This window comes from Viridibacillus sp. FSL H8-0110, from assembly GCF_038003565.1.
Classification (GTDB): domain Bacteria; phylum Bacillota; class Bacilli; order Bacillales_A; family Planococcaceae; genus Viridibacillus; species Viridibacillus arenosi.
In genome coordinates, this window is sequence record NZ_JBBOPJ010000001.1 from 851,460 (window position 1) to 874,277 (window position 22,818).

The 22,818-nt window shown below is 36.8% G+C and carries 20 protein-coding genes, 20 tRNA genes, 1 rRNA gene and 2 pseudogenes; 38 read left to right on the forward strand and 5 right to left on the reverse strand.

Going from position 1 to position 22,818, the window contains the following annotated elements; genetic code table 11:
• Positions 1–6: 6 nt before the first annotated feature.
• The 25 genes from rrf (at position 7) to MHH98_RS04320 (ending at position 5,959) form a co-directional block, all read left to right on the forward strand.
• A 5S ribosomal RNA gene (gene rrf / locus MHH98_RS04200) occupies positions 7–122 on the forward strand.
• Positions 123–131: 9 nt separating this feature from the next.
• Positions 132–207: transfer RNA gene (locus MHH98_RS04205), tRNA-Val, on the forward strand.
• Between the two features lie 18 nt (positions 208–225).
• A tRNA-Thr gene (locus MHH98_RS04210) sits at positions 226–301 on the forward strand.
• Positions 302–313: 12 nt separating this feature from the next.
• Positions 314–389: transfer RNA gene (locus MHH98_RS04215), tRNA-Lys, on the forward strand.
• 19 nt (positions 390–408) lie between these two features.
• Positions 409–493 (forward strand) — tRNA-Leu (locus MHH98_RS04220).
• Positions 494–518: 25 nt separating this feature from the next.
• A tRNA-Gly gene (locus tag MHH98_RS04225) sits at positions 519–593 on the forward strand.
• Positions 594–599: 6 nt separating this feature from the next.
• Positions 600–688 (forward strand) — tRNA-Leu (locus tag MHH98_RS04230).
• Positions 689–717: 29 nt separating this feature from the next.
• Positions 718–794, forward strand: a tRNA-Arg gene (locus MHH98_RS04235).
• 4 nt (positions 795–798) lie between these two features.
• Positions 799–875 (forward strand) — tRNA-Pro (locus MHH98_RS04240).
• A gap of 19 nt (positions 876–894) precedes the next feature.
• Positions 895–970: transfer RNA gene (locus tag MHH98_RS04245), tRNA-Ala, on the forward strand.
• A gap of 27 nt (positions 971–997) precedes the next feature.
• Positions 998–1,071, forward strand: a tRNA-Met gene (locus MHH98_RS04250).
• 16 nt (positions 1,072–1,087) lie between these two features.
• Positions 1,088–1,164: transfer RNA gene (locus tag MHH98_RS04255), tRNA-Ile, on the forward strand.
• Between the two features lie 22 nt (positions 1,165–1,186).
• Positions 1,187–1,279, forward strand: a tRNA-Ser gene (locus MHH98_RS04260).
• A 32-nt stretch (positions 1,280–1,311) separates the two neighbouring features.
• Positions 1,312–1,388 (forward strand) — tRNA-Met (locus tag MHH98_RS04265).
• A 3-nt stretch (positions 1,389–1,391) separates the two neighbouring features.
• A tRNA-Asp gene (locus MHH98_RS04270) sits at positions 1,392–1,468 on the forward strand.
• 29 nt (positions 1,469–1,497) lie between these two features.
• A tRNA-Phe gene (locus MHH98_RS04275) sits at positions 1,498–1,573 on the forward strand.
• Between the two features lie 4 nt (positions 1,574–1,577).
• Positions 1,578–1,651: transfer RNA gene (locus MHH98_RS04280), tRNA-Gly, on the forward strand.
• Between the two features lie 7 nt (positions 1,652–1,658).
• Positions 1,659–1,735: transfer RNA gene (locus MHH98_RS04285), tRNA-Ile, on the forward strand.
• Positions 1,736–1,745: 10 nt separating this feature from the next.
• Positions 1,746–1,820: transfer RNA gene (locus MHH98_RS04290), tRNA-Asn, on the forward strand.
• Positions 1,821–1,825: 5 nt separating this feature from the next.
• A tRNA-Ser gene (locus MHH98_RS04295) sits at positions 1,826–1,916 on the forward strand.
• A 4-nt stretch (positions 1,917–1,920) separates the two neighbouring features.
• A tRNA-Glu gene (locus MHH98_RS04300) sits at positions 1,921–1,992 on the forward strand.
• Between the two features lie 223 nt (positions 1,993–2,215).
• The gene (locus MHH98_RS04305) at positions 2,216–2,980 is read left to right on the forward strand and encodes a MerR family transcriptional regulator (protein WP_340712242.1); all 765 of its coding nucleotides are present in this window, start codon (positions 2,216–2,218) and stop codon (positions 2,978–2,980) included.
• 88 nt (positions 2,981–3,068) lie between these two features.
• Complete coding sequence (locus tag MHH98_RS04310) at positions 3,069–3,560, forward strand: TraR/DksA C4-type zinc finger protein (RefSeq protein ID WP_051448792.1); 492 nt, start codon at positions 3,069–3,071, stop codon at positions 3,558–3,560.
• 218 nt (positions 3,561–3,778) lie between these two features.
• Complete coding sequence (locus tag MHH98_RS04315; RefSeq protein WP_340712243.1) at positions 3,779–4,981, forward strand: MFS transporter; 1,203 nt, start codon at positions 3,779–3,781, stop codon at positions 4,979–4,981.
• 45 nt (positions 4,982–5,026) lie between these two features.
• The gene (locus tag MHH98_RS04320; protein WP_340712244.1) at positions 5,027–5,959 is read left to right on the forward strand and encodes a dipeptidase; all 933 of its coding nucleotides are present in this window, start codon (positions 5,027–5,029) and stop codon (positions 5,957–5,959) included.
• A gap of 59 nt (positions 5,960–6,018) precedes the next feature.
• Here the strand turns inward: MHH98_RS04320 and MHH98_RS04325 are convergent, their stop codons facing one another.
• The gene (locus MHH98_RS04325; protein ID WP_340712245.1) at positions 6,019–6,954 is read right to left on the reverse strand and encodes a hypothetical protein; all 936 of its coding nucleotides are present in this window, start codon (positions 6,952–6,954) and stop codon (positions 6,019–6,021) included.
• 366 nt (positions 6,955–7,320) lie between these two features.
• On the opposite strand from MHH98_RS04325, the gene MHH98_RS04330 reads away from it, so the two are divergent.
• From MHH98_RS04330 to MHH98_RS04365, 8 genes are all read left to right on the forward strand, one after another.
• Entirely contained in the window at positions 7,321–8,706 is a 1,386-nt protein-coding gene (locus MHH98_RS04330; protein ID WP_340712246.1) for an isochorismate synthase, read from the forward strand.
• The gene (gene menD, locus MHH98_RS04335) at positions 8,699–10,423 is read left to right on the forward strand and encodes a 2-succinyl-5-enolpyruvyl-6-hydroxy-3-cyclohexene-1-carboxylic-acid synthase (RefSeq protein ID WP_340712247.1); all 1,725 of its coding nucleotides are present in this window, start codon (positions 8,699–8,701) and stop codon (positions 10,421–10,423) included. The genes MHH98_RS04330 and menD overlap by 8 nt, the downstream gene beginning before the upstream one ends.
• Positions 10,411–11,226, forward strand: a complete 816-nt coding sequence (gene menH / locus MHH98_RS04340; protein WP_340710689.1) for a 2-succinyl-6-hydroxy-2,4-cyclohexadiene-1-carboxylate synthase — start codon at positions 10,411–10,413, stop codon at positions 11,224–11,226. Before menD ends, menH begins: the two co-directional genes overlap by 13 nt.
• Before the next feature lie 26 nt (positions 11,227–11,252).
• Positions 11,253–12,071, forward strand: coding sequence for a 1,4-dihydroxy-2-naphthoyl-CoA synthase (menB, locus tag MHH98_RS04345; protein WP_038188163.1), 819 nt, complete (start codon positions 11,253–11,255; stop codon positions 12,069–12,071).
• A gap of 127 nt (positions 12,072–12,198) precedes the next feature.
• Positions 12,199–13,644 (forward strand): o-succinylbenzoate--CoA ligase, encoded by a 1,446-nt coding sequence (locus MHH98_RS04350; RefSeq protein WP_340712248.1) that lies wholly within the window; start codon positions 12,199–12,201, stop codon positions 13,642–13,644.
• 181 nt (positions 13,645–13,825) lie between these two features.
• A complete protein-coding gene (locus MHH98_RS04355; protein ID WP_076035346.1) occupies positions 13,826–14,785 on the forward strand; it encodes a response regulator transcription factor in 960 nt (319 codons plus the stop codon).
• Between the two features lie 145 nt (positions 14,786–14,930).
• Positions 14,931–15,779 carry an ABC transporter ATP-binding protein gene (locus MHH98_RS04360; protein WP_076064960.1) on the forward strand — a complete coding sequence of 283 codons (849 nt, stop codon included), beginning with the start codon at positions 14,931–14,933 and terminating at the stop codon, positions 15,777–15,779.
• Entirely contained in the window at positions 15,776–16,483 is a 708-nt protein-coding gene (locus MHH98_RS04365; RefSeq protein ID WP_038188151.1) for an ABC transporter permease, read from the forward strand. The genes MHH98_RS04360 and MHH98_RS04365 overlap by 4 nt, the downstream gene beginning before the upstream one ends.
• Before the next feature lie 97 nt (positions 16,484–16,580).
• Here the strand turns inward: MHH98_RS04365 and MHH98_RS04370 are convergent, their stop codons facing one another.
• From MHH98_RS04370 to MHH98_RS04380, 3 genes are all read right to left on the reverse strand, one after another.
• Entirely contained in the window at positions 16,581–17,552 is a 972-nt protein-coding gene (locus tag MHH98_RS04370; RefSeq protein WP_038188148.1) for a metal ABC transporter solute-binding protein, Zn/Mn family, read from the reverse strand.
• Between the two features lie 98 nt (positions 17,553–17,650).
• Entirely contained in the window at positions 17,651–17,884 is a 234-nt protein-coding gene (gene yidD / locus MHH98_RS04375) for a membrane protein insertion efficiency factor YidD (protein ID WP_038188145.1), read from the reverse strand.
• Positions 17,885–18,049 carry a hypothetical protein gene (locus MHH98_RS04380; RefSeq protein WP_155981199.1) on the reverse strand — a complete coding sequence of 55 codons (165 nt, stop codon included), beginning with the start codon at positions 18,047–18,049 and terminating at the stop codon, positions 17,885–17,887.
• 98 nt (positions 18,050–18,147) lie between these two features.
• Here MHH98_RS04380 and MHH98_RS04385 point away from each other — a divergent pair, with 98 nt between their 5' ends.
• The 3 genes and pseudogenes from MHH98_RS04385 to MHH98_RS04395 all read left to right on the forward strand — a co-directional run.
• Positions 18,148–18,582, forward strand: coding sequence for a Dps family protein (locus tag MHH98_RS04385; protein WP_038188143.1), 435 nt, complete (start codon positions 18,148–18,150; stop codon positions 18,580–18,582).
• 191 nt (positions 18,583–18,773) lie between these two features.
• Positions 18,774–19,715, forward strand: a complete 942-nt coding sequence (locus tag MHH98_RS04390) for a c-type cytochrome (RefSeq protein ID WP_340712249.1) — start codon at positions 18,774–18,776, stop codon at positions 19,713–19,715.
• Positions 19,716–20,009, forward strand: a pseudogene (locus tag MHH98_RS04395) (phosphoenolpyruvate hydrolase family protein); the annotation flags it as partial.
• A gap of 230 nt (positions 20,010–20,239) precedes the next feature.
• Here MHH98_RS04395 and MHH98_RS04400 read toward each other — a convergent pair.
• Positions 20,240–20,478, reverse strand: a pseudogene (locus tag MHH98_RS04400) (hypothetical protein); the annotation flags it as partial.
• A gap of 352 nt (positions 20,479–20,830) precedes the next feature.
• Here MHH98_RS04400 and MHH98_RS04405 point away from each other — a divergent pair.
• On the forward strand, positions 20,831–21,688 hold the full coding sequence (locus tag MHH98_RS04405) for a RhaT/GlcU family sugar-proton symporter (RefSeq protein ID WP_038188135.1): 858 nt from the start codon (positions 20,831–20,833) through the stop codon (positions 21,686–21,688).
• A gap of 12 nt (positions 21,689–21,700) precedes the next feature.
• Positions 21,701–22,486: a glucose 1-dehydrogenase gene (gene gdh / locus MHH98_RS04410; protein ID WP_340712250.1), complete on the forward strand. Its 786-nt coding sequence runs from the start codon at positions 21,701–21,703 to the stop codon at positions 22,484–22,486.
• Positions 22,487–22,818: the final 332 nt, after the last annotated feature.

Sequence of the window (22,818 nt, forward strand, 5' to 3'; positions counted from 1 at the left end):
AAATAGTCTAGTGACGATGGCAAAGAGGTCACACCCGTTCCCATGCCGAACACGGAAGTTAAGCTCTTTAGCGCCGATGGTAGTTGGGGGTTTCCCCCTGTGAGAGTAGGACGTTGCTAGGCGAACAATATGGAGGATTAGCTCAGCTGGGAGAGCACCTGCCTTACAAGCAGGGGGTCGGCGGTTCGATCCCGTCATCCTCCACCATTATTTTAAATAAACAATGCCGGTGTAGCTCAGTTGGTAGAGCAACTGACTTGTAATCAGTAGGTCGAGGGTTCGACTCCTTTCGCCGGCACCATTCATTTTATATGAGCCATTAGCTCAGTTGGTAGAGCATCTGACTTTTAATCAGAGGGTCGTAGGTTCGAATCCTACATGGCTCACCATTTTTAAAAAACATTATATGCGGGTGTGGCGGAACTGGCAGACGCACTAGACTTAGGATCTAGCGCCGCAAGGCGTGGGGGTTCGACTCCCTTCACCCGCACCATAATTTTTAAGTTTATCAGCATATTGCGGAAGTAGTTCAGTGGTAGAACACCACCTTGCCAAGGTGGGGGTCGCGAGTTCGAACCTCGTCTTCCGCTCCAAAATATGCCGGGGTGGCGGAACTGGCAGACGCACAGGACTTAAAATCCTGCGGTAGGTGACTACCGTACCGGTTCGATTCCGGTCCTCGGCACCATATTTTAATATAATATAAGTGATATAAATGCGCCCGTAGCTCAATTGGATAGAGCGTCTGACTACGGATCAGAAGGTTGTGGATTCGACTTCTGCCGGGCGCGCCATTAACGGGAAGTAGCTCAGCTTGGTAGAGCACTTGGTTTGGGACCAAGGGGTCGCAGGTTCGAATCCTGTCTTCCCGACCATTAATACTTTCAACCCTATGGGGCCTTAGCTCAGCTGGGAGAGCGCCTGCCTTGCACGCAGGAGGTCAGCGGTTCGATCCCGCTAGGCTCCACCAATTTATTACTAAATTTAATACCATCATGGCGGCGTAGCTCAGCTGGCTAGAGCGTACGGTTCATACCCGTGAGGTCGGGGGTTCGATCCCCTCTGCCGCCATACTAACCAAACTAAAGGACCTTTAGCTCAGTTGGTTAGAGCAGACGGCTCATAACCGTCCGGTCGCAGGTTCGAGTCCTGCAAGGTCCACCATCTACACAACGTTATATTTTTTGGAGGAATACCCAAGTCTGGCTGAAGGGATCGGTCTTGAAAACCGACAGGCGGGTCATACCGCGCGGGGGTTCGAATCCCTCTTCCTCCTCCATTTTTTAAAATTTAATTTCATAATATCATTATCGCGGGGTGGAGCAGTTCGGTAGCTCGTCGGGCTCATAACCCGAAGGTCACAGGTTCAAATCCTGTCCCCGCAACCAAATGGTCCGGTAGTTCAGTTGGTTAGAATGCCTGCCTGTCACGCAGGAGGTCGCGGGTTCGAGTCCCGTCCGGACCGCCATTTTTTAAAAATATTGTATTAATCATCATGGGTCAGTAGCTCAGTTGGTAGAGCATTAGATTGAAGCTCTAAGTGTCGGCGGTTCGATTCCGTCCTGACCCACCATGATGCGGGTGTAGTTTAGTGGTAAAACCACAGCCTTCCAAGCTGTTGTCGAGAGTTCGATTCTCTTCACCCGCTCCAATTTTATGGGCCTATAGCTCAGCTGGTTAGAGCGCACGCCTGATAAGCGTGAGGTCGATGGTTCGAGTCCATTTAGGCCCACCATTAAAATTTTTCCGAAGTAGCTCAGTGGTAGAGCATCCGGCTGTTAACCGGACGGTCGTAGGTTCGAGTCCTACCTTCGGAGCCATATATGGGGAAGTACTCAAGTGGCTGAAGAGGCGCCCCTGCTAAGGGTGTAGGTCGCGTAAGCGGCGCGAGGGTTCAAATCCCTCCTTCTCCGCCATATAGGCCCCTTGGTCAAGCGGTTAAGACACCGCCCTTTCACGGCGGTAACACGGGTTCGAATCCCGTAGGGGTCATACTTTAAAAACCATTAGAATCATATTTGATTCTAATGGTTTTTTTGCGTTTGGAAAGTAAATTGAAAAGGCATTTTTTTAATGAGTTAAAGCTATTTTTGCAGATAATGAAAGTAACATACTAAGTAAAGGCTGATTGCCGATACTTAGATTTTTTATTTTAAATACTGTTGACCTTAACGTTACGTCAAACTATATAGTAGAAACATGGAGGTGAAAGAAGATGGAAATGACAATTCAAAAACTTGCTCAGCTGTCAGGAGTTAGTTCAAGAACATTGCGTTATTATGATGATCTAGGCTTGTTAAAACCTACACGTGTAAATTCTTCAGGTTATCGTATTTATGGGCAAGAAGAGATTGATTTGTTACAGCAAATATTATTTTATCGTGAATTAGGCTTTAAGTTAGAAGTCATTAAAGAAATCATAACAGTCGAGAATTTTGACTATAAGAATGCCTTAATGGAGCATTATAAGGCATTAATGGAGAAACGCCACCAATTAGATGTCATGATAACAACGGTAACTAAAACGATCAGTGCTATGAATGGAGGAATTCAAATGTCGAATGAAGAAAAGTTTGAAGGTTTAAAGGAAAAAATGATTTTAGATAATGAAAAACAATATGGTCAAGAGATACGTCAAAATTACGGAGATACTACAGTTGATGCTTCCAATAATAAAGTGCAACAAATGACTGAGCAGCAATATGAAGAAGTGCAAGCATTAGAGCAAGACGTGAAGAGATTATTAAAGCAAGCAATGGAAACTGGTCAAGCTGATAGTGATGTTGCTCAGCGTGCTGCCGAAGCACATAAGCGATGGTTAATGTATTATTGGCCAAAGTATAGTAAAGAAGCACATGCAGGACTTGCAGAAATGTATATAGCAGATGAACGTTTCACGAGCTATTATGATAAAGAGCAAAATGGTACAGCACAACTTTTAAGAGATGCTATATTAATCTATACTGGAATGGATATTTAGAGTACTGCAAAAAGCAGTACTCTTTTTTATGTTTGATTTAAAAAATATAGGAAATAATAAAAATAGGTTATATTAATGGAGGAATAAAATGACGAACACAAAATATCAAAATTTAAAAAATCAAATGATACAAGAATTATTTGTGTTGCAGGGAAGAAAATATACACATGAGCCCCCAGACTCAACAGAGTTATCCAATTATGACAACCATCCTGCAGATCAAGCAACTGATTTAACAGATCAAGTAACAGAAATGGCGATAGGCGAGCATAATGAACAAGAAATTGAAAAACTTGAGGCTGCGTTGCGAGCTATTGATGATGGTTCTTATGGAAAATGTAGTGAATGTGGAGAAGACATTCCATTTGGTCGATTAGAGGCTATTCCAACAGCACTGACATGTGTTGAACATGTACCAGAAAATAAGGTACCTACTGACAGACCTGTTGAGGAGGAACTATTAAATGCATCAACAGAGAGACCTATACAGGATGAAAGATCGATTGTTGATAATGAGGACAGTTTTCTAGAAGTAGAAGCATACGGTTCCTCAGATTCACCTAGCGATCAAATAGAATAAAGTAAAAATGGGACTGTGGGGATACAGTTCCATTTTTGTTGTGCTCAATATTAATGACAACTATGTGAAATTAGAAAGATATTTTATGGAATCTTCAGAAATTTATATACATATTAAATTTACATAATTGTAAAATGGAAATATATAGATTTTATTGTATGTAGAAGGGGGAAATACAATTTCATCAATCGATTGACAAATAAGGGGTGAAAATTGGGATGTGGAAAAGATATTCTTTATTACTTAGTGGAATTGGCGTTTCGTTTTTTGGGAATTGGATTTACATAATCGCGTTGAATGTCTTGGTTCTTGATATGACCAAATCAGCAGCAGCAGTTGCAGGTATTTATATTGTAGGTCCTGTTGCAAAGTTACTAACAAATTTCTTTGCCGGCTCCATAATTGATAGGCAGAATAAGAGAAGATTAATGATAATTTCTGATGTGATAAGAGGTTTACTTGTGCTACTTGTACCTTTTATGGGATCGATTTGGATTATTTATACCATAATCTTTGTTGCAAATATGGCAGGTTCTTTTTTTGGGCCCAGCTCTACTTTTTATATTACGAAATTTGTAAAGGAAACCGATCGACGACGATTTAATTCAATTATGAGTATGATGAATTCAGGTTCGTTTTTAATCGGCCCAGCGCTTGCGGGTATACTAATTGCAACAGTAGGTACAACGATATGTGTCGTGATTAACGCAGTTACATTCTTTTGTTGTGCGATTTGTATTTACCTGTTACCAAATATCGAAGATGAAACAATATTAAAGCGTGAACCATTTTCTTTAAAAATGATGTTAGTAGATTGGCAAGTTGTTAAGTCATATATAAAACAAGATCATTATTTTATAAAAGTATATTTATTATTCCAAGTTGCTTTAATGATTGCTTTTTCTCTAGATTCACAAGAGGTGACATTTATTAAGCAAAACTTAGGATTATCTAATCAAATGTATGGAGTAATCGTTAGCATTACGGGGATAGGCTCAATTATTGGGGCATCAATATCAGCAATGTTTGTGAAAAAAATATCATTACAAATATACTTTGCCGTAGGTATGTTGATGACCACAGTTGGCTATTTATTATTTTACAGCTCTGTAGGGTTTTGGACAGCAACTGCAGCATTTATCTTTTTAGGGTTCTTTATGTCATTCTCCAACTCAGGATATGATACTTTCTATCAAAAAAATGTGCCAACAGAAATTATGGGGCGGTTTGGTAGTGTAACAGCAATGTTCTTAAGTATAATACAAATTTCATTTACTTTTATTATCGGTGCTCTAGCTGAATGGTTTTCTTTACAAATGGTGGCTGTAGGATTTTCGGCAATAGCAGTGCTACTATCGGTCATATTGTGCACACAAGTATTTCAAAAATCAAACAAGCGATATTATGCTGAAACATCGTAACCATGTATAATATGTGCAGTAAGATAGCTAATGGGGGTACAACATATGAATATTATCGATTTGCATTGTGATGTGTTATGGAAATTGTCCATAGCCGAAGAACCACTTAATTTTAGAAATGCACCACAATTACAAGCAAATTTAGAACGCTTAAAGCAAGGAAAAGTGAAGGTACAATTTTTTGCGATTTTCGTAGATGAAGATATACCTCAAGGAAGAAAATATTTAGAGGCACTCCGCCAAATTGAATTATTCCAAACACAAGTGCTTGCTCCAAATCCGGAGATCGTACATATTACAGATTGGCATCAACTAGAAACGCTACAAGAAGGTGAAATTGGAGCGGTTTTAACATTAGAAGGTTGTGATGCCATCGGAGCCGATCTATTCAAATTACAGGCTATATTAGATGCAGGAGTGAAACTAGTTGGCCTCACTTGGAATAATGAGAATGCTGTTGCCTATGGTGCACAAAATGACCCTAATTTAGGTTTGAAAGATTTTGCAAAAGAGGTTGTGGCATTATTAAATGAACGTGACATACTCATAGATGTATCACATTTAAACATGCAAGGATTTTGGGATGTACTACCGATAGCTAAACATATTATTGCTAGTCACTCGAATGCACGTGCATTATGTGACCATCCTCGTAATTTAACGGATGAGCAGGCAAAGGCTCTTGTAGAACATGGTGGTCATATTCATCTAGTTTATTATCCAGAGTTTATTGTCAATCATACTGAATCTGCTACAATGCAGGTATTGATTCAACATTTTATGCATTTAGCAAATGTAGTGGGTGTAGAGAATTTAGGGTTAGGATCAGATTTTGACGGCATTCACCAGTTTGTTGAGAATTTACAGAATGCATCTCAAACTCAAAATTTGTTAGAGAAATTGCAAGACCATTTTACTGAGGATGAAGTGAAAGGTATCGCGAGTAATAACTTCTTATCTTATGTGAAAGAAATATAAATTTAAGTATAAAAAAAACGTCATGACGTAGGTTGTCATAACGTTTTTTTGCAGTGAAGTTAATTCTTTGTTATTTTCACTAGTACTTGCTTACTTTTGCCGTAAATGATTAATTCGTAAGCATCTTTCTTTATCTGGGTTTTAGTGGATTCTAATGTGAAAAATTTCTTGAAAGTCTCTTTTAAATAAGTGACATTTTCGGACTTAGACTTGTCTAACTCCGTGTTTAAAGAAATATAGGTTTTTCCATTCTTTATTTGATAACTTATACCTTTCAGCATGTAATCACTTTTCCCAATAAGATTATCTGAAATAGTGCTAATAATTGGACTCCATCTATAATCTTGAAGTCTTTTCGATTTGTTATACAGTTTAAATTCAACTTTTTTTATTTTAAACTTTTCCTTCTTTAAAGCCTTTTCCACAGCTTGCTTTATAGTCTTTTTTCTTTTTTCAGTATTAGGTAATTCTATAATGAGGATTCCAGATTTTATATCGTTATATGCTATGCTAGGCGGTGTATCATATCCGAATTTTTTCATGGTTTTTGAAATGATAGGGAAGAGGTTCAGCATTTCTTTATGGATTTCTTCACTTTTAGATGGCAACTCATTAGGCAGAACATTTTCGAATTTCTCGATTTTGATTTTATAATCGTCAATATAGCGGGCTGCCAAAATTTCTTCAACTTTCTTTGTCACTATTGGTTTTTCTTTTTCCAATTCTTCATTGGTTAGATGGAGAGAAATAGTTATGGTATAAGGATATGGTATTAATCCGACACTCATAATTTCATAGTCTGCGCGGTTTAAAGTATCAAAAACTTCCCGAGCCACAGAATTCCCACCAATATCTAATCGAATCGGTGCTAACTTCTTTCCATTACTAGCCATTACAACTGAAATGGTGGTATTACTTATAAAAAGGAAAAAGAAAGCAATTGCAAAGCTTACAATGATATGTGGCTTTTTCAATAGGTTTCGTTTTACTTTCATAAATGCTGACTTTATTTGCTTAGCATCAGACTTTTTTCTCGTAGTGATAACCCCTTTTCTGGACTCTCTTCTAGTATTTTTAAAACTTTTATTACGATCGATTTCAGTTCTTATTCAAATAAGGTTGTTCATAAGTAGAATATATGTTGTTAGACAAAATGTCATGACATAATCTATCATGACGTTTATATTTTAGCTGTATTAGAATTTTTTAGTAAATTACTAGCGGGAATACATAGAAATTGCGAGTGAACTTTGCAAATGAAGTGCCGAATTGCCAATAAAGATGTATGATAGTATAGGATATTTAAGTATGTACGAGTGGATTCCATTAATTGGTGGGATCCGTTGACGGAGGGAATTTTCATGAATCGGAAGTTGTCAGCAACAACCGGCGACCGAATTGAAACGGAGCAATCGACATTATATTTTCATACAGAAACAATAGAAGTAAGTCGATTGTCAGCGCTCGCTTTTTTTGAAGCAGGTGAGCAATCATTTGCTGGACAACGATTTTTTTGGCAAAATCGTGAAAAAACATTTACGCTTGCAGGTTTGGGTCATGCTCATACAATTACAAGCGATGCAAAAGAACATAGATTTGATGACGTTGAACAACAATGGAAAAAGATAACGCAAAATGTTGTGAATGATGAAAATGATATACAACCAATTTTGTTTGGTGGATTTACATTTGATACGGAAAATGAAGTGTCAGGTGAATGGACAGGTTTCCCTGAAGCTTTTTTTGCTGTTGCAACATATCAACTTGTGATAAAGAATGATCAGGCTTATGTGAGTATTCATTTGATCACTGAAGAAGAGAATACGCCAGAAGCACTTAATGCTTTACGCAAAGAATGTGATGAATTAATTCATACAGCGCAAGTAAAGGCATTAAAAACCTATGCTAAACCTCAAATAAAGAGCAGTTATGAACCTTATAAAGAAGAATACTTGGAATCAATCAGCAAGGTCACGTCTTTAATACGTCAGAAAGAAGCGGACAAAGTTGTTATTGCAAGATCGCTCGCTTTGCAATTTGAAGAACAAGTAACATCTCCGAATGTGTTATCACAAGTAATGATGGAGCAGCCAGAAAGCTATTTATTTGGCCTAGAAGAGCAAGGTAAATTGTTTTTTGGAGCATCACCTGAGCGTTTAGTAAAGGTTTCCGATAAATATGCTTACTCTTCGTGTATTGCGGGTTCTATCAAACGTGGGAAAACGGCTGAAGAAGATGACTTGCTAGGACAAAGCTTATTAAATGATACGAAGAACCTTTCCGAGCATCAATATGTGGTGGATATGATCTTACAGACATTTAAAGAAAACTGTGCAAGCTATCAAATTCCAAACGCGCCACAGTTGCTGAAAATTAGAGATATACAACATTTGTTTACACCAGTTGAAGGTCCATTGAAAGAAGGAGCGACTGTTTTACAATTAGTAAAAACATTGCACCCAACACCGGCTTTAGGGGGCGTACCTCGTATGAAGGCAATGGAAGTAATACGAGAATATGAACCAATGAATCGCGGTCTCTATGCAGCTCCAATTGGGTGGCTAGATGCTCAAGGTAACGGGGAATTTGCTGTAGCTATTCGTTCGGCTCTTTTAGCTAAAGATCAAGCATTTTTATATGCTGGTGGTGGCATAGTGGCTGATTCACAACCAAGCAGTGAATACGATGAAACTTTAGTGAAATTCCGTCCGATGTTACGAGCTTTAGGAGGACAATTACATGAGTGAGAAAGAGACTTTAACGAGCTATGTTTATAAGCTCGTTGCGTCATTATATAAAGCAGGTGCACGAGATGTAGTTGTGAGTCCAGGCTCACGCTCAACTCCACTTGCTTATGCTTTTGCTTCTTCAAAGGAATTTAATTTATACCGTCAAGTAGATGAGCGTTCTGCAGCATTTTTGGCATTAGGTATTGCAAAGGCAAGTGTGCGACCGGTTGTACTAGTTTGTACATCAGGAACAGCGGCAGCGAATTACTTCCCTGCAATCGTAGAAGCGAGCTATGCGCGTGTACCATTGATCATATTAACGGCGGATCGTCCACATGAATTACGTGAAGTCGGAGCACCACAAGCAATCGCTCAAGTGAATTTATACGGTACGCATGTAAAATGGTCAGTGGACTTTCCACTACCAGATACATCAACAGGGACAATGTCATTTATCGAACGTCATATAGCACGTGCGATGTCGATTGCGACGACTGCACCTGCTGGCCCTGTACAAATTAATGTACCGTTCCGTGAACCACTACTGATCAATTTCCAAGAAACGTTACCAGGTGGGACCTTTGTGGAAAGTTACGGAGCTGAATTACGTCCTTCGAAAAAAGCATTTAATACATTAGAAATAGCAATTAACAAAGCTGGAAAAGGATTATTAATCTTTGGTGAGATGAATCCAGGAACGGAATTAAAAGCTGTTTGGGATTTTATTCGAAAGGTGAAATGGCCAGTTCTTGTGGAGAGCCTATCTCATTTACGTTCGAATATTCCCGAAGATTGTATGGATTATATCATTGATCAGTATGATGCTATTTTGAAAAACGAGGCTTTTAAAAATTCGATGGCACCTGATACTGTTATTCGCTTTGGCGCACAGTTAGTATCTAAACCTCTTTCATTATTTTTAACCTTGGTTAAACCTAATACGTTTATAGTAATAGATGAAGATCCGATGTTCCGTGATTCTTTAGCAATTGCAACACATCACGTACATGCAAGTGTCAGTGACTGGTTAGAAGATGTCACTGTTGAGTCAACAATCGATGCTATTTATAGATCTAATTGGATTGCTGCAAATGGTATTGCAACAAAACATATTGAGCAGTATTTACAAGAGCAATCTGATGAGGGTGCAATGGCAGCGACGCTCTTTACAAATTTACCTGAAGCAAGTGATTTATTTTCTAGTAGTAGTATGCCAATCAGGGATGTAGATACATTTTTCAACAAAACGGCAAAAGATGTGAAGATTTTTGCGAATCGCGGTGCAAATGGCATTGACGGTGTTGTATCTACTGCTTTTGGTGTGCAACTTGCAAGACAGCGTGAAACGTATTTATTGATTGGTGATTTAGCGTTCCTACATGATGTGAATGGGTTAATCACGACACGATATCAAGAGTGTAATATGACAATCATTGTGATGAATAATGATGGCGGTGGTATTTTCTCATATTTAGCACAAGCTACAGAAGAAGCACATTATGAAGAATTATTCGGAACGCCATCAGGACTTAACTTTAAAGAAATCGCAGTAATGTATGGAGCAGAATATCAGGCTGTAGAAACAAAAGAGGCATTTGTAGAAGTGTTACAAACATCAAAACAAAAACCGCTACGCTTGATTGAAGTATTTACGAATCGTCAAGTAAATGTTGAGACACATCGTAAATTATGGAAAGCGATTGGTGAGGAGTTAGATGCGAAATGGCAAGCGTAATGATGACAGTAAACGGCTTAAACTTGCATTATGAAATTATTAATCCACGTGTCAAAAAAACCGTTGTATTATTACATGGGTTTACTGGTAGCTCTACAACCTGGGATAAAGTAATAAGTTCAATGAGCGATCAAGTACGTATCATTGCAATTGATTTGATTGGTCATGGCTACACAGATAGCCCGAAAAACGTAGAGCATTATTCTATGGAGAAGCAAGTTTCAGTCTTACATGGATTGTTGGCACAACGTGGTATCAATAAATTCACGTTAGTAGGTTATTCTATGGGGGGGCGCATTGCATTAGCTTATGCTTTGCAATACCCTGAAACAATAGAGCAACTTATTTTGGAAAGTGCTTCACCAGGTTTGCAAACGATTGAAGAACGGACTGTCAGAGTAAAAGCTGATAATATTCTTGCAGAGCGTCTTGAAAAAGAGGGTATACAAGCATTTGTGGATTATTGGGAGAACATACCCTTATTTGAATCGCAAAAAAACTTACCTCAAGAAATTCAAGAGGAAATTCGTGCAGGCCGCTTATTGCAAAATGAAAGAGGTTTAGCAAATAGTTTAAGAGGCATAGGTACAGGACAACAAAATTCATATTGGGATGAGCTGACAAGCTTTACTAAGCCAGTTGTTTTAGTAACAGGGGAGTTAGATAAAAAGTTTTATCAAAAAGCTGTCGATATGAAGAATTTATTCCAAAATTGTAAGCATGTAGTCGTATCAAAAGCTGGACATGCAATTCATGTGGAAAATCCTAAAACTTTTGCTACAATAATAGAGGAACAAAATTAAAAATTTCAAGTAGGAGGATTATATATATGACTCGTCAATGGGTAACAGAGCGTACATACGAAGATATTAAGTATGAATCTTATAATGGTATCGCGAAAATTACAATTAATCGTCCGGAAGTGCGCAATGCATTCCGACCAAAAACAACTTCAGAATTAATCGACGCATTTACACGTGCACGTGATAATGCAAATATCGGTGTAATTATTTTAACTGGGGAAGGCGATCAAGCATTCTGCGCAGGTGGAGACCAAAAAGTTCGTGGAAACGGTGGCTATGTTGGAGATGACAACATTCCTCGTTTAAACGTATTAGACTTACAACATTTAATCCGTATCACGCCAAAACCTGTAGTAGCAATGGTTGCTGGTTACGCAATTGGTGGCGGACATGTGTTACACATCGTTTGTGATTTAACAATCGCAGCAGAAAACGCTCGCTTCGGACAAACTGGACCTAAAGTAGGTTCATTTGACGCTGGTTACGGTGCAGGTTATTTAGCACGTATCGTTGGCCATAAAAAAGCGCGTGAAATTTGGTACCTATGCCGTCAATACGATGCACAAGAAGCATTGGATATGGGCTTAGTAAATACAGTTGTTCCTCTAGAAAGATTAGAAGACGAAACTGTTCAATGGTGTGAAGAAATGCTTTCTAAATCACCTACTGCATTACGCTTCTTAAAAGCGTCATTCAACGCAGACACAGATGGTTTAGCAGGTCTTCAACAATTCGCTGGAGATGCAACTTTACTTTACTACACAACAGATGAAGCAAAAGAAGGTCGCGACGCATTCAAAGAAAAACGCGAACCAGACTTTGGGCAGTTCCCACGTTTCCCGTAAGTGCTGGATATGCAAAATAAATACTTCAAGTAATCGTCAACAAAAGACAGCTCAAAAAAGTTGTCATTCTAAGCTGTCCTCCAAGGGCAGCTTTTTTTATCAACATATACAACCAGGGGGTGAAAAAATGATACCAAACTGGCTTTTACAACGTAGCCTATTAACACCTGAGCGGATTGCACTTAGCTTTGAAGAAGAACAGTGGACGTTTAAAGAAGCGAATGATAAAGCACATATTTTAGCGAAAAAGTTAACTGCAAATGGCGTAAAGCCGCGATCAAGGGTAGCTATTTATGCACCATCCCATCCCGATATTATTTGGATGATGTATGCTTGTATGCATTTGCAATGTGAAATGGTACTATTAAATTTACGATTAACAGACAAAGAACTAGCTTATCAAATTGATGATGCGGCAGTTGATTTTATTTTAGTAGAGGACTTACTAGTGGGGAAATTGCCAGTAAATAAAGTGCCATCATTGACTTTTAATGAAATTTATACAAGTCATGAAGAGGGATTCATTCTTGCAAACGAGTGGGATGATGATCAAACGATGACAATCATGTATACATCGGGTACAACTGGATATCCAAAAGGAGTTCGTCAAACGGTAGGGAATCACGTTTCAAGTGCTACTTCCTCCGTTTATAATATGGGTTTAGTAGAAGATGATTGTTGGCTTTGTACAATGCCATTATTTCATATTAGTGGATTTTCCATGCTAGCTAAATCATTATTGCATGGTGTCGAAATTAAACTCTATCCTAAATTTAGTGTTAAAGAAATAGTAAACGAATTATTAGCAGGTACTGTAACAAGAATGTCTGTTGTTTCTGTCACTTTAGAAAGAATTATATCGGAGTTGGAAGCTAGAAATGCTAAAGTTTCTCCAAAGTTTTTAACAATGCTTGCAGGAGGCGGGCCGGTTCCAATCGATTATTTGAAGAGGGCGGAACAACTTGGGCTTAATGTTTCCCAAACATACGGAATGACAGAAACATCTTCACAAACAGCAACTTTATCAAGTACAGATGCATTGCGTAAATTAGGATCTGCGGGTAAAGCACTCTTTTTCAATCAAATCCGTATCGATGGTGCAGAGAAAGCTTTTGATCAAGGTGAGATATTAATTCGTGGTCCTCATGTAACACCTGGATATATAGGCAAATTTTCAGATAAGTCTTCTCAGGAAAATGGCTGGTTACACTCAGGAGATATTGGTTATTTAGACGATGAGGGTTATTTGTATGTCGTTGATCGCCGTTCAGATTTAATCATTTCTGGTGGTGAGAATATATATCCTGCGGAGATTGAAAATGTGCTCGTCTCACATGATGCTGTGCGTGAAGCTGGTGTATGTGGAGTAGAGAATGAAAACTGGGGGCAAGTACCAAATGCATTTGTTGTTTTAAAAGAAAGAGTAAATGTAGATGAATTGCTCGCGTTTTGCAGGGGACATTTAGCCAATTATAAAGTACCACATCAAATTTATATCGTTAGTGAATTACCTCGTAATGGTTCAAATAAGTTATTGCGAAGAAAATTAAAAGAATTATTAAACAAAGAATAAACTCAAGATTGAAATTAATTAAACCATCTATGATGATTAATATCATAGATGGTTTAATTTTTATTAATAGCATTGATTTTAGGCGAATTCAGCAGTTTTCATATGTATTTTAATTGGTTTAAATGAATTAATTTCCATTATGTTGTATAATTTTATTATTTGTGAGAGGAAGTTAATAAATATGACAAAAGATTTTCAACAGATTGTTATTCCTGAGTCTGTTATTGGTGGTGTCACAATTTGTCCTTCGTTCAAATTGCCATTTAATGAGGGTGCTGTAACTGGCATATACTCTGATGTAGAACAAATAGGATATATTGTACAACAACTCCAATACAATAATCAAATAAACTTTCATTTTAGAAAAGAAGGGTGCTACGAACGATTAACAGTAATGGAAAGCCTGAAGTTTGAAAGGGCTTTATATAATTCAAATGCGGTACTCGAGGATGTTCTTAAAATTACTGGTTTGATGGATAAAGAAAGTGTGAAAATCAAGGATTTAAATGATGTACAAGTTCAAAGAGTTCGGTTTGCCAAATTATTAATGCATGAGCAACCTATACATATTTTAGAAGAGCCTTTTCAAAACCTAGATGTAGAAACTAAACGTATTGTCGAAATTGTCATTACAACATTAAAGGAAAAAGGATATATTGTATATTTATTGGCGAATAACTTAGAAGATCTGCTGAGTTCATCAGATCAACTATATCGTCTGGATACAACGGGATTAGAACCATTGGATTTACAAGAGGAGAGAAAAGAATTCGAGAAAACACCTGAAACTGAAAATCAGCTAATTAAATTAGAGAAAATTCCTACCAAGCTGAATGATAAATTCATATTATTTAATCCACCTGAAATTGACTATATTGAAAGTGTAGATGGAGTAGTGAATGTATATGTCAGTGGAGATGCATTTCCATGTACCTTAACACTTAATGATCTCGAACACCGTCTAGTTCCATTTGGTTTCTTCCGTTGTCATCGGTCATATATTGTAAACTTACAAAAGGTTAGAGAAATTGTTACATGGACTAAAAATAGCTATAGCTTAATTTTATCTGGTAATGAAAGAACGCATGTTCCTTTATCTAAAAGTAAGTTAGTCGAATTAAAGAAAATAGTCGGAATATAAATTATTTCTCAGGAAATAATCGTCCTCCATTCACACATAATTTGATATCATTCACCATCATATAACTCCATTCACCCGATATATAATGCACGATCATGAAGCCTCTTGTATTCTTAGGTCAAGATCGAATACAGGGGGAATACTAATGGAAACGATAATTGAAGTAAAACATTTAGAAAAGAGCTTTCAAAAGGAGAAGGCAATCCGAGATGTTTCTTTTGAAATTAAAAAGGGGGAAATATTTGGTTTCCTTGGACCAAGTGGGTCGGGTAAAACAACGACGATAAAAATTTTAACTGGGCAACTTACTGCATCTGGAGGAGATGTACGCGTCTTTAATAGTGATGCGAAAGCATTGCAACAACCTGCAGCACGTAGTCGATTTGGAATCTTAACAGATAATAGTGGTTTATATACGAGGATTTCAATTGAAGAAAACCTCCTATTATATAGTAAATTATATAATTTACCTGATTCATCAGTTGAAGAGGCGCTCAAGTTTGTTAATTTATATGAAGAACGTAAGAAACGTGTTAATACTTTATCAAAAGGGATGATACAACGCGTTACATTAGCACGTGCTATTCTACATAAACCAGAATTGTTATTTTTAGATGAGCCAACTTCTGCGCTGGATCCAGTGAACACTAATCATATTTATGCTGGATTACGTAAATTAAATGAGATGGGAACGACAATTTTCTTAACGACGCATGATATGACAGAAGCTGAGGTACTTTGTAATCGTGTAGCTTTTTTGGATAAAGGGACTATACGTGCAATTGGATCACCAACCGACTTAAAACGCCAATTTGGAGATGACTCGTTAACAGTTGAACTATTAAATGGTAAAAAGGAAATAATTGGTAAAGGAGCAGAAGATGCTAAACAAATGTTTGAATGGATGCAAAATAATCAAGTAGAACGTATATCTACTAATGAACCGAGTTTAGGGGATATTTTCGTACAAGTAACGGGGAGGGAACTATTATGAACACATCAGTTAAAAGAATCCAAGCAATATTAGTGAAAGACTACAAGGAGTTTTCGCGTAATATAGCGGTATCATCAATGATCTTTTTACCGCTAATTTTAGCAGCTATGTATGCTCGAATGGGTGTCGATACAATTCAAGGGTACTTTATGTCGATTAACATTACATTTTCAATGGTAGCCACTTACGTCCAATGTTGCTTGATTGCTGAAGAGAAAGAGAAGAATACGCTGAGGAGTTTAATGTTATCTCCAGCATCGACTTCTGAAATCCTAATTGGTAAAAGTACATTAACATTTATATCAACTATGCTTATTGTAGGGGGATGCATGTATTTCTCAGGGTATATGCCAGGGAATTTAGTAGTGATGGCATTAGCACTAATGTTATCAGCAGTATTTTATATAGCTGTCGGAACATTTTTAGGCCTTTTTGCTAAGTCTGTAATGGAATCGTCTGTGATTGTATTACCCGTACTAGCTATATTTTCATTAGGTCCTATGGGGATGGCGTTCATTGAAAATTATCCTATATTGAAAGTTGTCGAATGGCTTCCAAGTGTTCAAATTATTCTTTTGGGAGAGCTACTTGAAAAAAGTTATGCTTTAGGGGATTTGATTAAGCCATTTGCAGTGATTATTGGATGGATTATAGTAGCAGCTATAGCTACAGTGGTTACCTTTAAAAAACGAATGGTGGATTAGTTGGGTAAATACTTGGTAATAAAGTGAAAATTAAAAACCCGTGCATAGAGCCATTATACGGACTCTTTGTACGGGTTTATTTTTTGTTTAACACATATTATTTTGATTCATGCAAAGCCTTTTTTAATGTCTCGATATCTTTTTTCATTAAAGTAAAGTATGTTTCATCGTTTTTAATGTCCTCATCTGTAAGAACACTTAAATTGTGAAGAGTAAGTGGTTCTGCACCTACTTCTTTTTGGATGACTTCTGCTAACTTAGAAGAAACATTTTGTTCAAACAGGATATAGTGAATATGATTCTCTTTTGCTTGATCTACAATTTTCGTTAATTCTTTTTGAGAGGGTTCGTCTTGGGAATTCAACCCGGCTACGGAAATTTGAGTTAATCCGTATGTCCCAGCAATGTAGCCAAATGCAGAATGAGATACAAAGAATGTTTTAGAAGGGGCATTATCTGCCATTTCTTTGAATTCTTTATCTAAATCTTGAAGCTCTGAGATTAAAGACTTGTAATTTTTTTCAAATTCTTCTTTATGATTTGGTTGAGTTTTTACTAAAGCGTCTTTAATAGAAAGTGCTAAATCTTGGCTGATGATAGGTGAAAGCCATACGTGAGGGTCAATATCACCATGTGCATGATCATGATCTTCTTCTTCAGCTTCATGTTCATGTGCAACACTTGTACTAACGTCTAGTTTTTCTTCGGATACATTAGCGGCAGTTTCAATAAGTTCTACATTTTCATTTTTTAATGTTTTTTGGGCATTTTCAACGAAGCCTTCTAAACCTAAACCAACATAGAAAAATAAATCCGCATCTGCTAAATTCATCATATCCTTTTGAGTTGGGTCAAATGAATGTTCATTTGATCCAGGAGGATAAATTGAATTAACTTCAACATGACTACCGCCAATCCGTTCTGCAAAGTAAGTTAAAGGATAAACAGTTGTGTAAATAGAAAGTACGTCTTTATTACTTTTATCCTGATTTACTTGGTCATCTGCATTACAGGCAACGGTAAATAAAGCGAGTATAGCAATTAAAAATATAGATAGAGTCTTTTTCATATAAGCACCCCTTAAATAGTAATCATTACGATTTGTTCTTTCGACATGTTTTATCATACAAGAGTTTATAAAAAAACACAATAAAAAAAGCCCCGAAATTAATCTTTTTTCGGTGGCCATTCTTCTGGTACAGGGTCATATCCACCTGGATGTAGTGGATTACAGCGTAAAATGCGACGGATTGCTAGGTAAGCGCCTTTAAAAGCACCGTGTTTTTCAATCGCTTCCAACCCGTAATTTGAGCATGTTGGGTAGAAGCGACAAGATGGTGGAGTCAAAGGTGAAATCGCTTTTTGATAAATGCGAATAAGGAATTTGAAAATATACTTCATTTACTTTTCTTCTTTCTCGGCAGTATAAAAAGGCTGCGTTGGTTTAGGATCAATCGTTTTATGTGAATCTTTTTGGTTGTTTTTTGCGATATAGTAAATTAAATAACTTGCTAAAGCTACTGTCAAAATAACAACAGGCATTATGGCAATCCAAGCAATCGACATTTATTTCACCTCAATGATTTCTTCATGTTTATTTTACTTAAAATAGCGGTATATTAACAGTATAGTGCTTAAAACAGAAAGAGGAGTGTGAAAGTTTTATGTCAGCTTTACAAAATGAATTAAATCAACTAGTAGCTTCATGGTCGGTGCTTTATACAAAATTACATAACTACCATTGGTATGTGAAAGGACCATCTTTCTTTACGCTACATGAGAAATTTGAGGAATTGTACAATGAAGCCGCAACTCATTTAGATGAAATCGCTGAACGAATATTAACTTTAGGTGGACAGCCTGTAGCAACATTAAAAGAGCATTTGGAAATTTCGAATGTAAAAGAAGCGACTGGTAACGAATCAACAAACGAAATGGTTGAAACTGTTATTAGCGATTTTGAGATCATGATGAAATCCTTAAAATCAGGAATGGATGAAGCTGCAAAAGAAGAAGATGACATGACGGAAGATTTATTAAATGCTACCTATCAAAGTCTTGATAAACATGTTTGGATGTTAAAAGCATTCTTGGGTTAATCTAAATAATATTAAAGTAAAGTCAGTAGTTTTTGCTATTGGCTTTTTCTTTTGCCTACAAAATGAAATAACATATTTTGTGTCGAATAACTGACATTTACTAAAAATACCCATTTTATTCACTGGCAATTACTGATTACATTTTCTATTTAAGTTAATATAAGGGTAACAAACGCAATGGAGATGATTTTATGAAATCAGGCACAGGAATAGCCGTTGGCCTTTTGTTTATTGGAGCAATACTTGGGGGAGTATGGCTTACAAAAGCATTCTTTGTTGAAGGTTTAGATGCAACAGAAATGGTAACAGCGAGTGCGAAAAGTTCAAATGATAAAAATCTTTCTTATAATCCTCCAAGTTTAGACGATGTACCAGAGGGAGAGATGGGTGAGTCCATTCTCTTTGGATATGAATTAGTAAATGATACTAACAACAAAGCAGAGCAATATGTAGGAAACAATTTAACTTGTACAAGTTGTCATGCTGGAGCGGGATTAGATGAGAACTCTTCTTCATTAGTTGGAATGACTGCTGTTTATCCGCAGTATATTGAACGTTCTGGAGGTATTGTAACGATAGAAGAACGTATTAATGGTTGCATGGTCAGAAGTATGAATGGGAAGAAGTTTGAAGCAAATAGTGATGAACTTGAAGCAATTGTATCTTATTTTAAATATATTTCTAAAGATATTCCAGTAGGTGCAGATATGCCTTGGCGTATGAACAATTCAATGGAAAATGTACCTGTTCCAAGTGTTGCTAATGGTGAAGAAATCTATCAAAAATCATGTATTACATGTCATGCTGCAGATGGAGCTGGCACTGGTCCAAATACTGGCCCTGCATTATGGGGAGAAGATTCTTTTAATGATGGAGCGGGTTTAGCACGTCTTTCAAAACTTGCAGGATATGTAAAAAATAATATGCCAGCTGGTGGTGAAGGAACTCTAACTAATCAAGATGCATCAGATTTAGCGGCATTCATCTTATCTCAAGACCGTCCAGTATGGGCTAATCACGATAAAGACTGGCCAAAAGGTAATCGACCAAAAGATATTATGGATAAAGAAAATCGTCAAAAAGTGAAAGATGGTACGATTGATTGGAAAGCTATGCTAACAACTAAACAATAAATCTTAGTTGCTCACATGGGGTTGACGACAAAAGGAACAATTGGCGCACATACCGCATTAACATTGGATTGTGAGGAACGAATTCAAAAAATAATTGAAGCTGGTCGTTTTATCAATCCAGATATTTTAGTTATTTGCCATGGTGGACCAATTGCTGAACCAGCAGATGCTGAATATGTGATCAACAAAGTGGAAGGTATTTGTGGTTTCTTTGGAGCTTCAAGCATTGAACGTTTTGCTGTTGAAAAAGGAATTAGAGAACAATCAGAAGCTTTCAAGAATATTCGTTCTTAATTTGTCATGAAAGTTAATGACAGTATTTAAATGACGTCTTGTTAATAATTAATTCTGGTTAAGTTCTTTTTCATAAAAACTAATTAGAAACTGAACTTACTATTGCTAAAAATCAAAAGCAACCTTTCTCGAGTTTAATCCTGAAGTAGCTATTTTAAATGCCTTTTTGAGGACTAATAAGAGCATGTTTTGAACAATCTACGTTCATAACATGCTCTTTTTTAGTTCGTTTAGGGGTTTCTACAGTGATTAACTATAAACTTATGCATATGGTTATTATCTAATTGCTTTTCATGTTTTTGTTTATTAAATTTCGGATTCAATTCACTCCACACATCAAATTTATTTCCATCTAAATCAGCAAAGACAAAGTTTCTACGTGTATGTCCTTTATTTGCATATATTACCGACTTCCATTTTACTGTTCTATAAAAACGCTATGAATTTTTTCTAATGCAGTTAATCCATTATGAGTTTATAAAAAATAGGTTCAATTAGATAAAAGGATTAGAAATAGAAAAAAGTGAAAGAATAGTAAGGTGGAATGAAATTCATCAATAAAGGAGACAAAAAATGCAAGATATAAAATTAGCAGTAATTTATTACAGTATGGATGGCACTAACTAGCGATGGGCTGAAGAAGGTGCAAACAGCAGTGAATTCAAGCAAAGCATACAGTAACAGTTGCAGAATGGGTAAAGAAAGCAAATCAAAAAGGGCGTTGAACCAAAATTTCAACATTTTGTTGGAGAAGGATTTAGATCTTTGTACTAAAATTTTACTCGCATCAATATGAAATTTAATATAGAAAGGCTTAAAAAATGGATATCTTCCTAGCAATTTTACCTGCTTTATTTTGGGGAAGCATTGTGTTATTTAATGTTAAACTTGGCGGAGGACCCTATAGTCAAGTACTAGGGACAACCCTAGGTGCACTTCTTTTCTCCATAGGTATTTATATTTTTGTGAAACCGGTGTTAACACCGGTAGTTATCGGTGTAGGAATTGTATCAGGTTTATTTTGGGCATTAGGACAAGTAAATCAATTAAAAAGTATTGATATAATGGGCGTTTCTAAAACAATGCCCATTTCTACAGGGTTGCAATTAGTTTCCACTACTTTGTTTGGAGTAATTGTGTTTCATGAATGGTCCACTACGATGTCGATTGTATTAGGTGTTCTTGCACTTATTTGTATCATTACTGGAGTCGTACTCACATCACTTCAAAACGAGGAAGAGAAACAAAAAGCAGAAGCAGGGAATTTTAAAAAGGGAATATTGATTTTACTTGTTTCAACCTTTGGTTATTTAGTTTATGTAGTAGTGATACGCTTATTTGATATAAATGGATGGTCTGCTTTATTTCCTCAAGCAATTGGAATGGTTCTAGGTGGTATTTTATTGACATTTAAGCATAAACCATTTAACAAATATGCAATTCGCAATATTATTCCAGGTTTAATCTGGGCAGCTGGAAATATGTTTTTATTTATTTCTCAACCCCGCGTAGGTGTAGCAACAAGTTTTTCCCTTTCTCAAATGGGAATTGTAATTTCGACGTTAGGTGGAATATTTATATTAGGTGAGAAGAAAACAAAACGTCAATTCATTGCTATTATCATTGGGATTGTTTTAATTATCGCGGCTGGAATTATTTTAGGAATTGCAAAAGGATAGGAGAGCTAAGTTATGTATCCAGATTTAAAAGGAAAAGTTGTTGTCATTACAGGTGCCTCAACGGGACTGGGAAAAGCGATGGCAATTCGCTTTGGAGAAGAAAAAGCGAAAGTTGTGATTAATTATCGCTCTAATGAAGCAGATGTAAATTCTGTAGTGGAAGAGATTAAAAAAGCAGATGGAGAAGCCATTGCGATAAAAGGTGATGTTACAGTTGAATCGGATGTTATAAATTTAATTCAGTCAGCTGTGAAAGAGTTTGGTACGCTCGATGTGATGATTAATAATGCAGGTATAGAAAATTCAGTAGCTTCACATGAGATGCCCTTAAATGATTGGAATAAAGTAATCAATACGAATTTAACAGGTGCATTTTTAGGAAGCCGAGAAGCAATCAAATATTTTGTCGAGCATGATATTAAAGGTACCGTTATCAATATGTCTAGTGTTCATGAGAAAATTCCTTGGCCATTGTTTGTGCACTATGCTGCTAGTAAAGGTGGTATTAAGTTAATGACAGAAACATTAGCTTTAGAATATGCCCCAAAGGGAATTCGTGTAAATAATATTGGGCCAGGAGCTATCAATACGCCAATTAATGCTGAAAAATTTGCTGACCCAGAAAAACGTGCTGATGTTGAAAGTATGATTCCGATGGGGTATATTGGAAAACCGGAAGAAATTGCAGCGGCAGCAGCATGGCTTGCCTCCTCCCAAGCAAGCTATGTAACAGGGATTACATTATTTGCTGATGGTGGGATGACTTTATACCCATCCTTCCAAGCTGGACGTGGATAAAGTAGTTGATTAAAGATTCAGTACTATTGAATAAGTGCGGTTACCTTATAAGCTCTTATTGTAGATTAAGTAGTGTGCACAGAATAATTATTCAATACGCAGGCAGAACTAGACAAGGACGAATTGTAACGTGGACTCTAAAAAATCGCGCCAAGTATAGGATTCTTCAGCTGTTCATTCAACTAAACATGACATGGTCAAAGATGTACGGAAAAAGACCTGCCCAGGTATACTTTTCATTTAAAGGGTTAGGTGTGAATTGGAAAGAATGGAAAACTCAGAAAAACGATCAAACTAGTTGATTGGAGTGCAGGCGGAGACCCCTTGGGGAA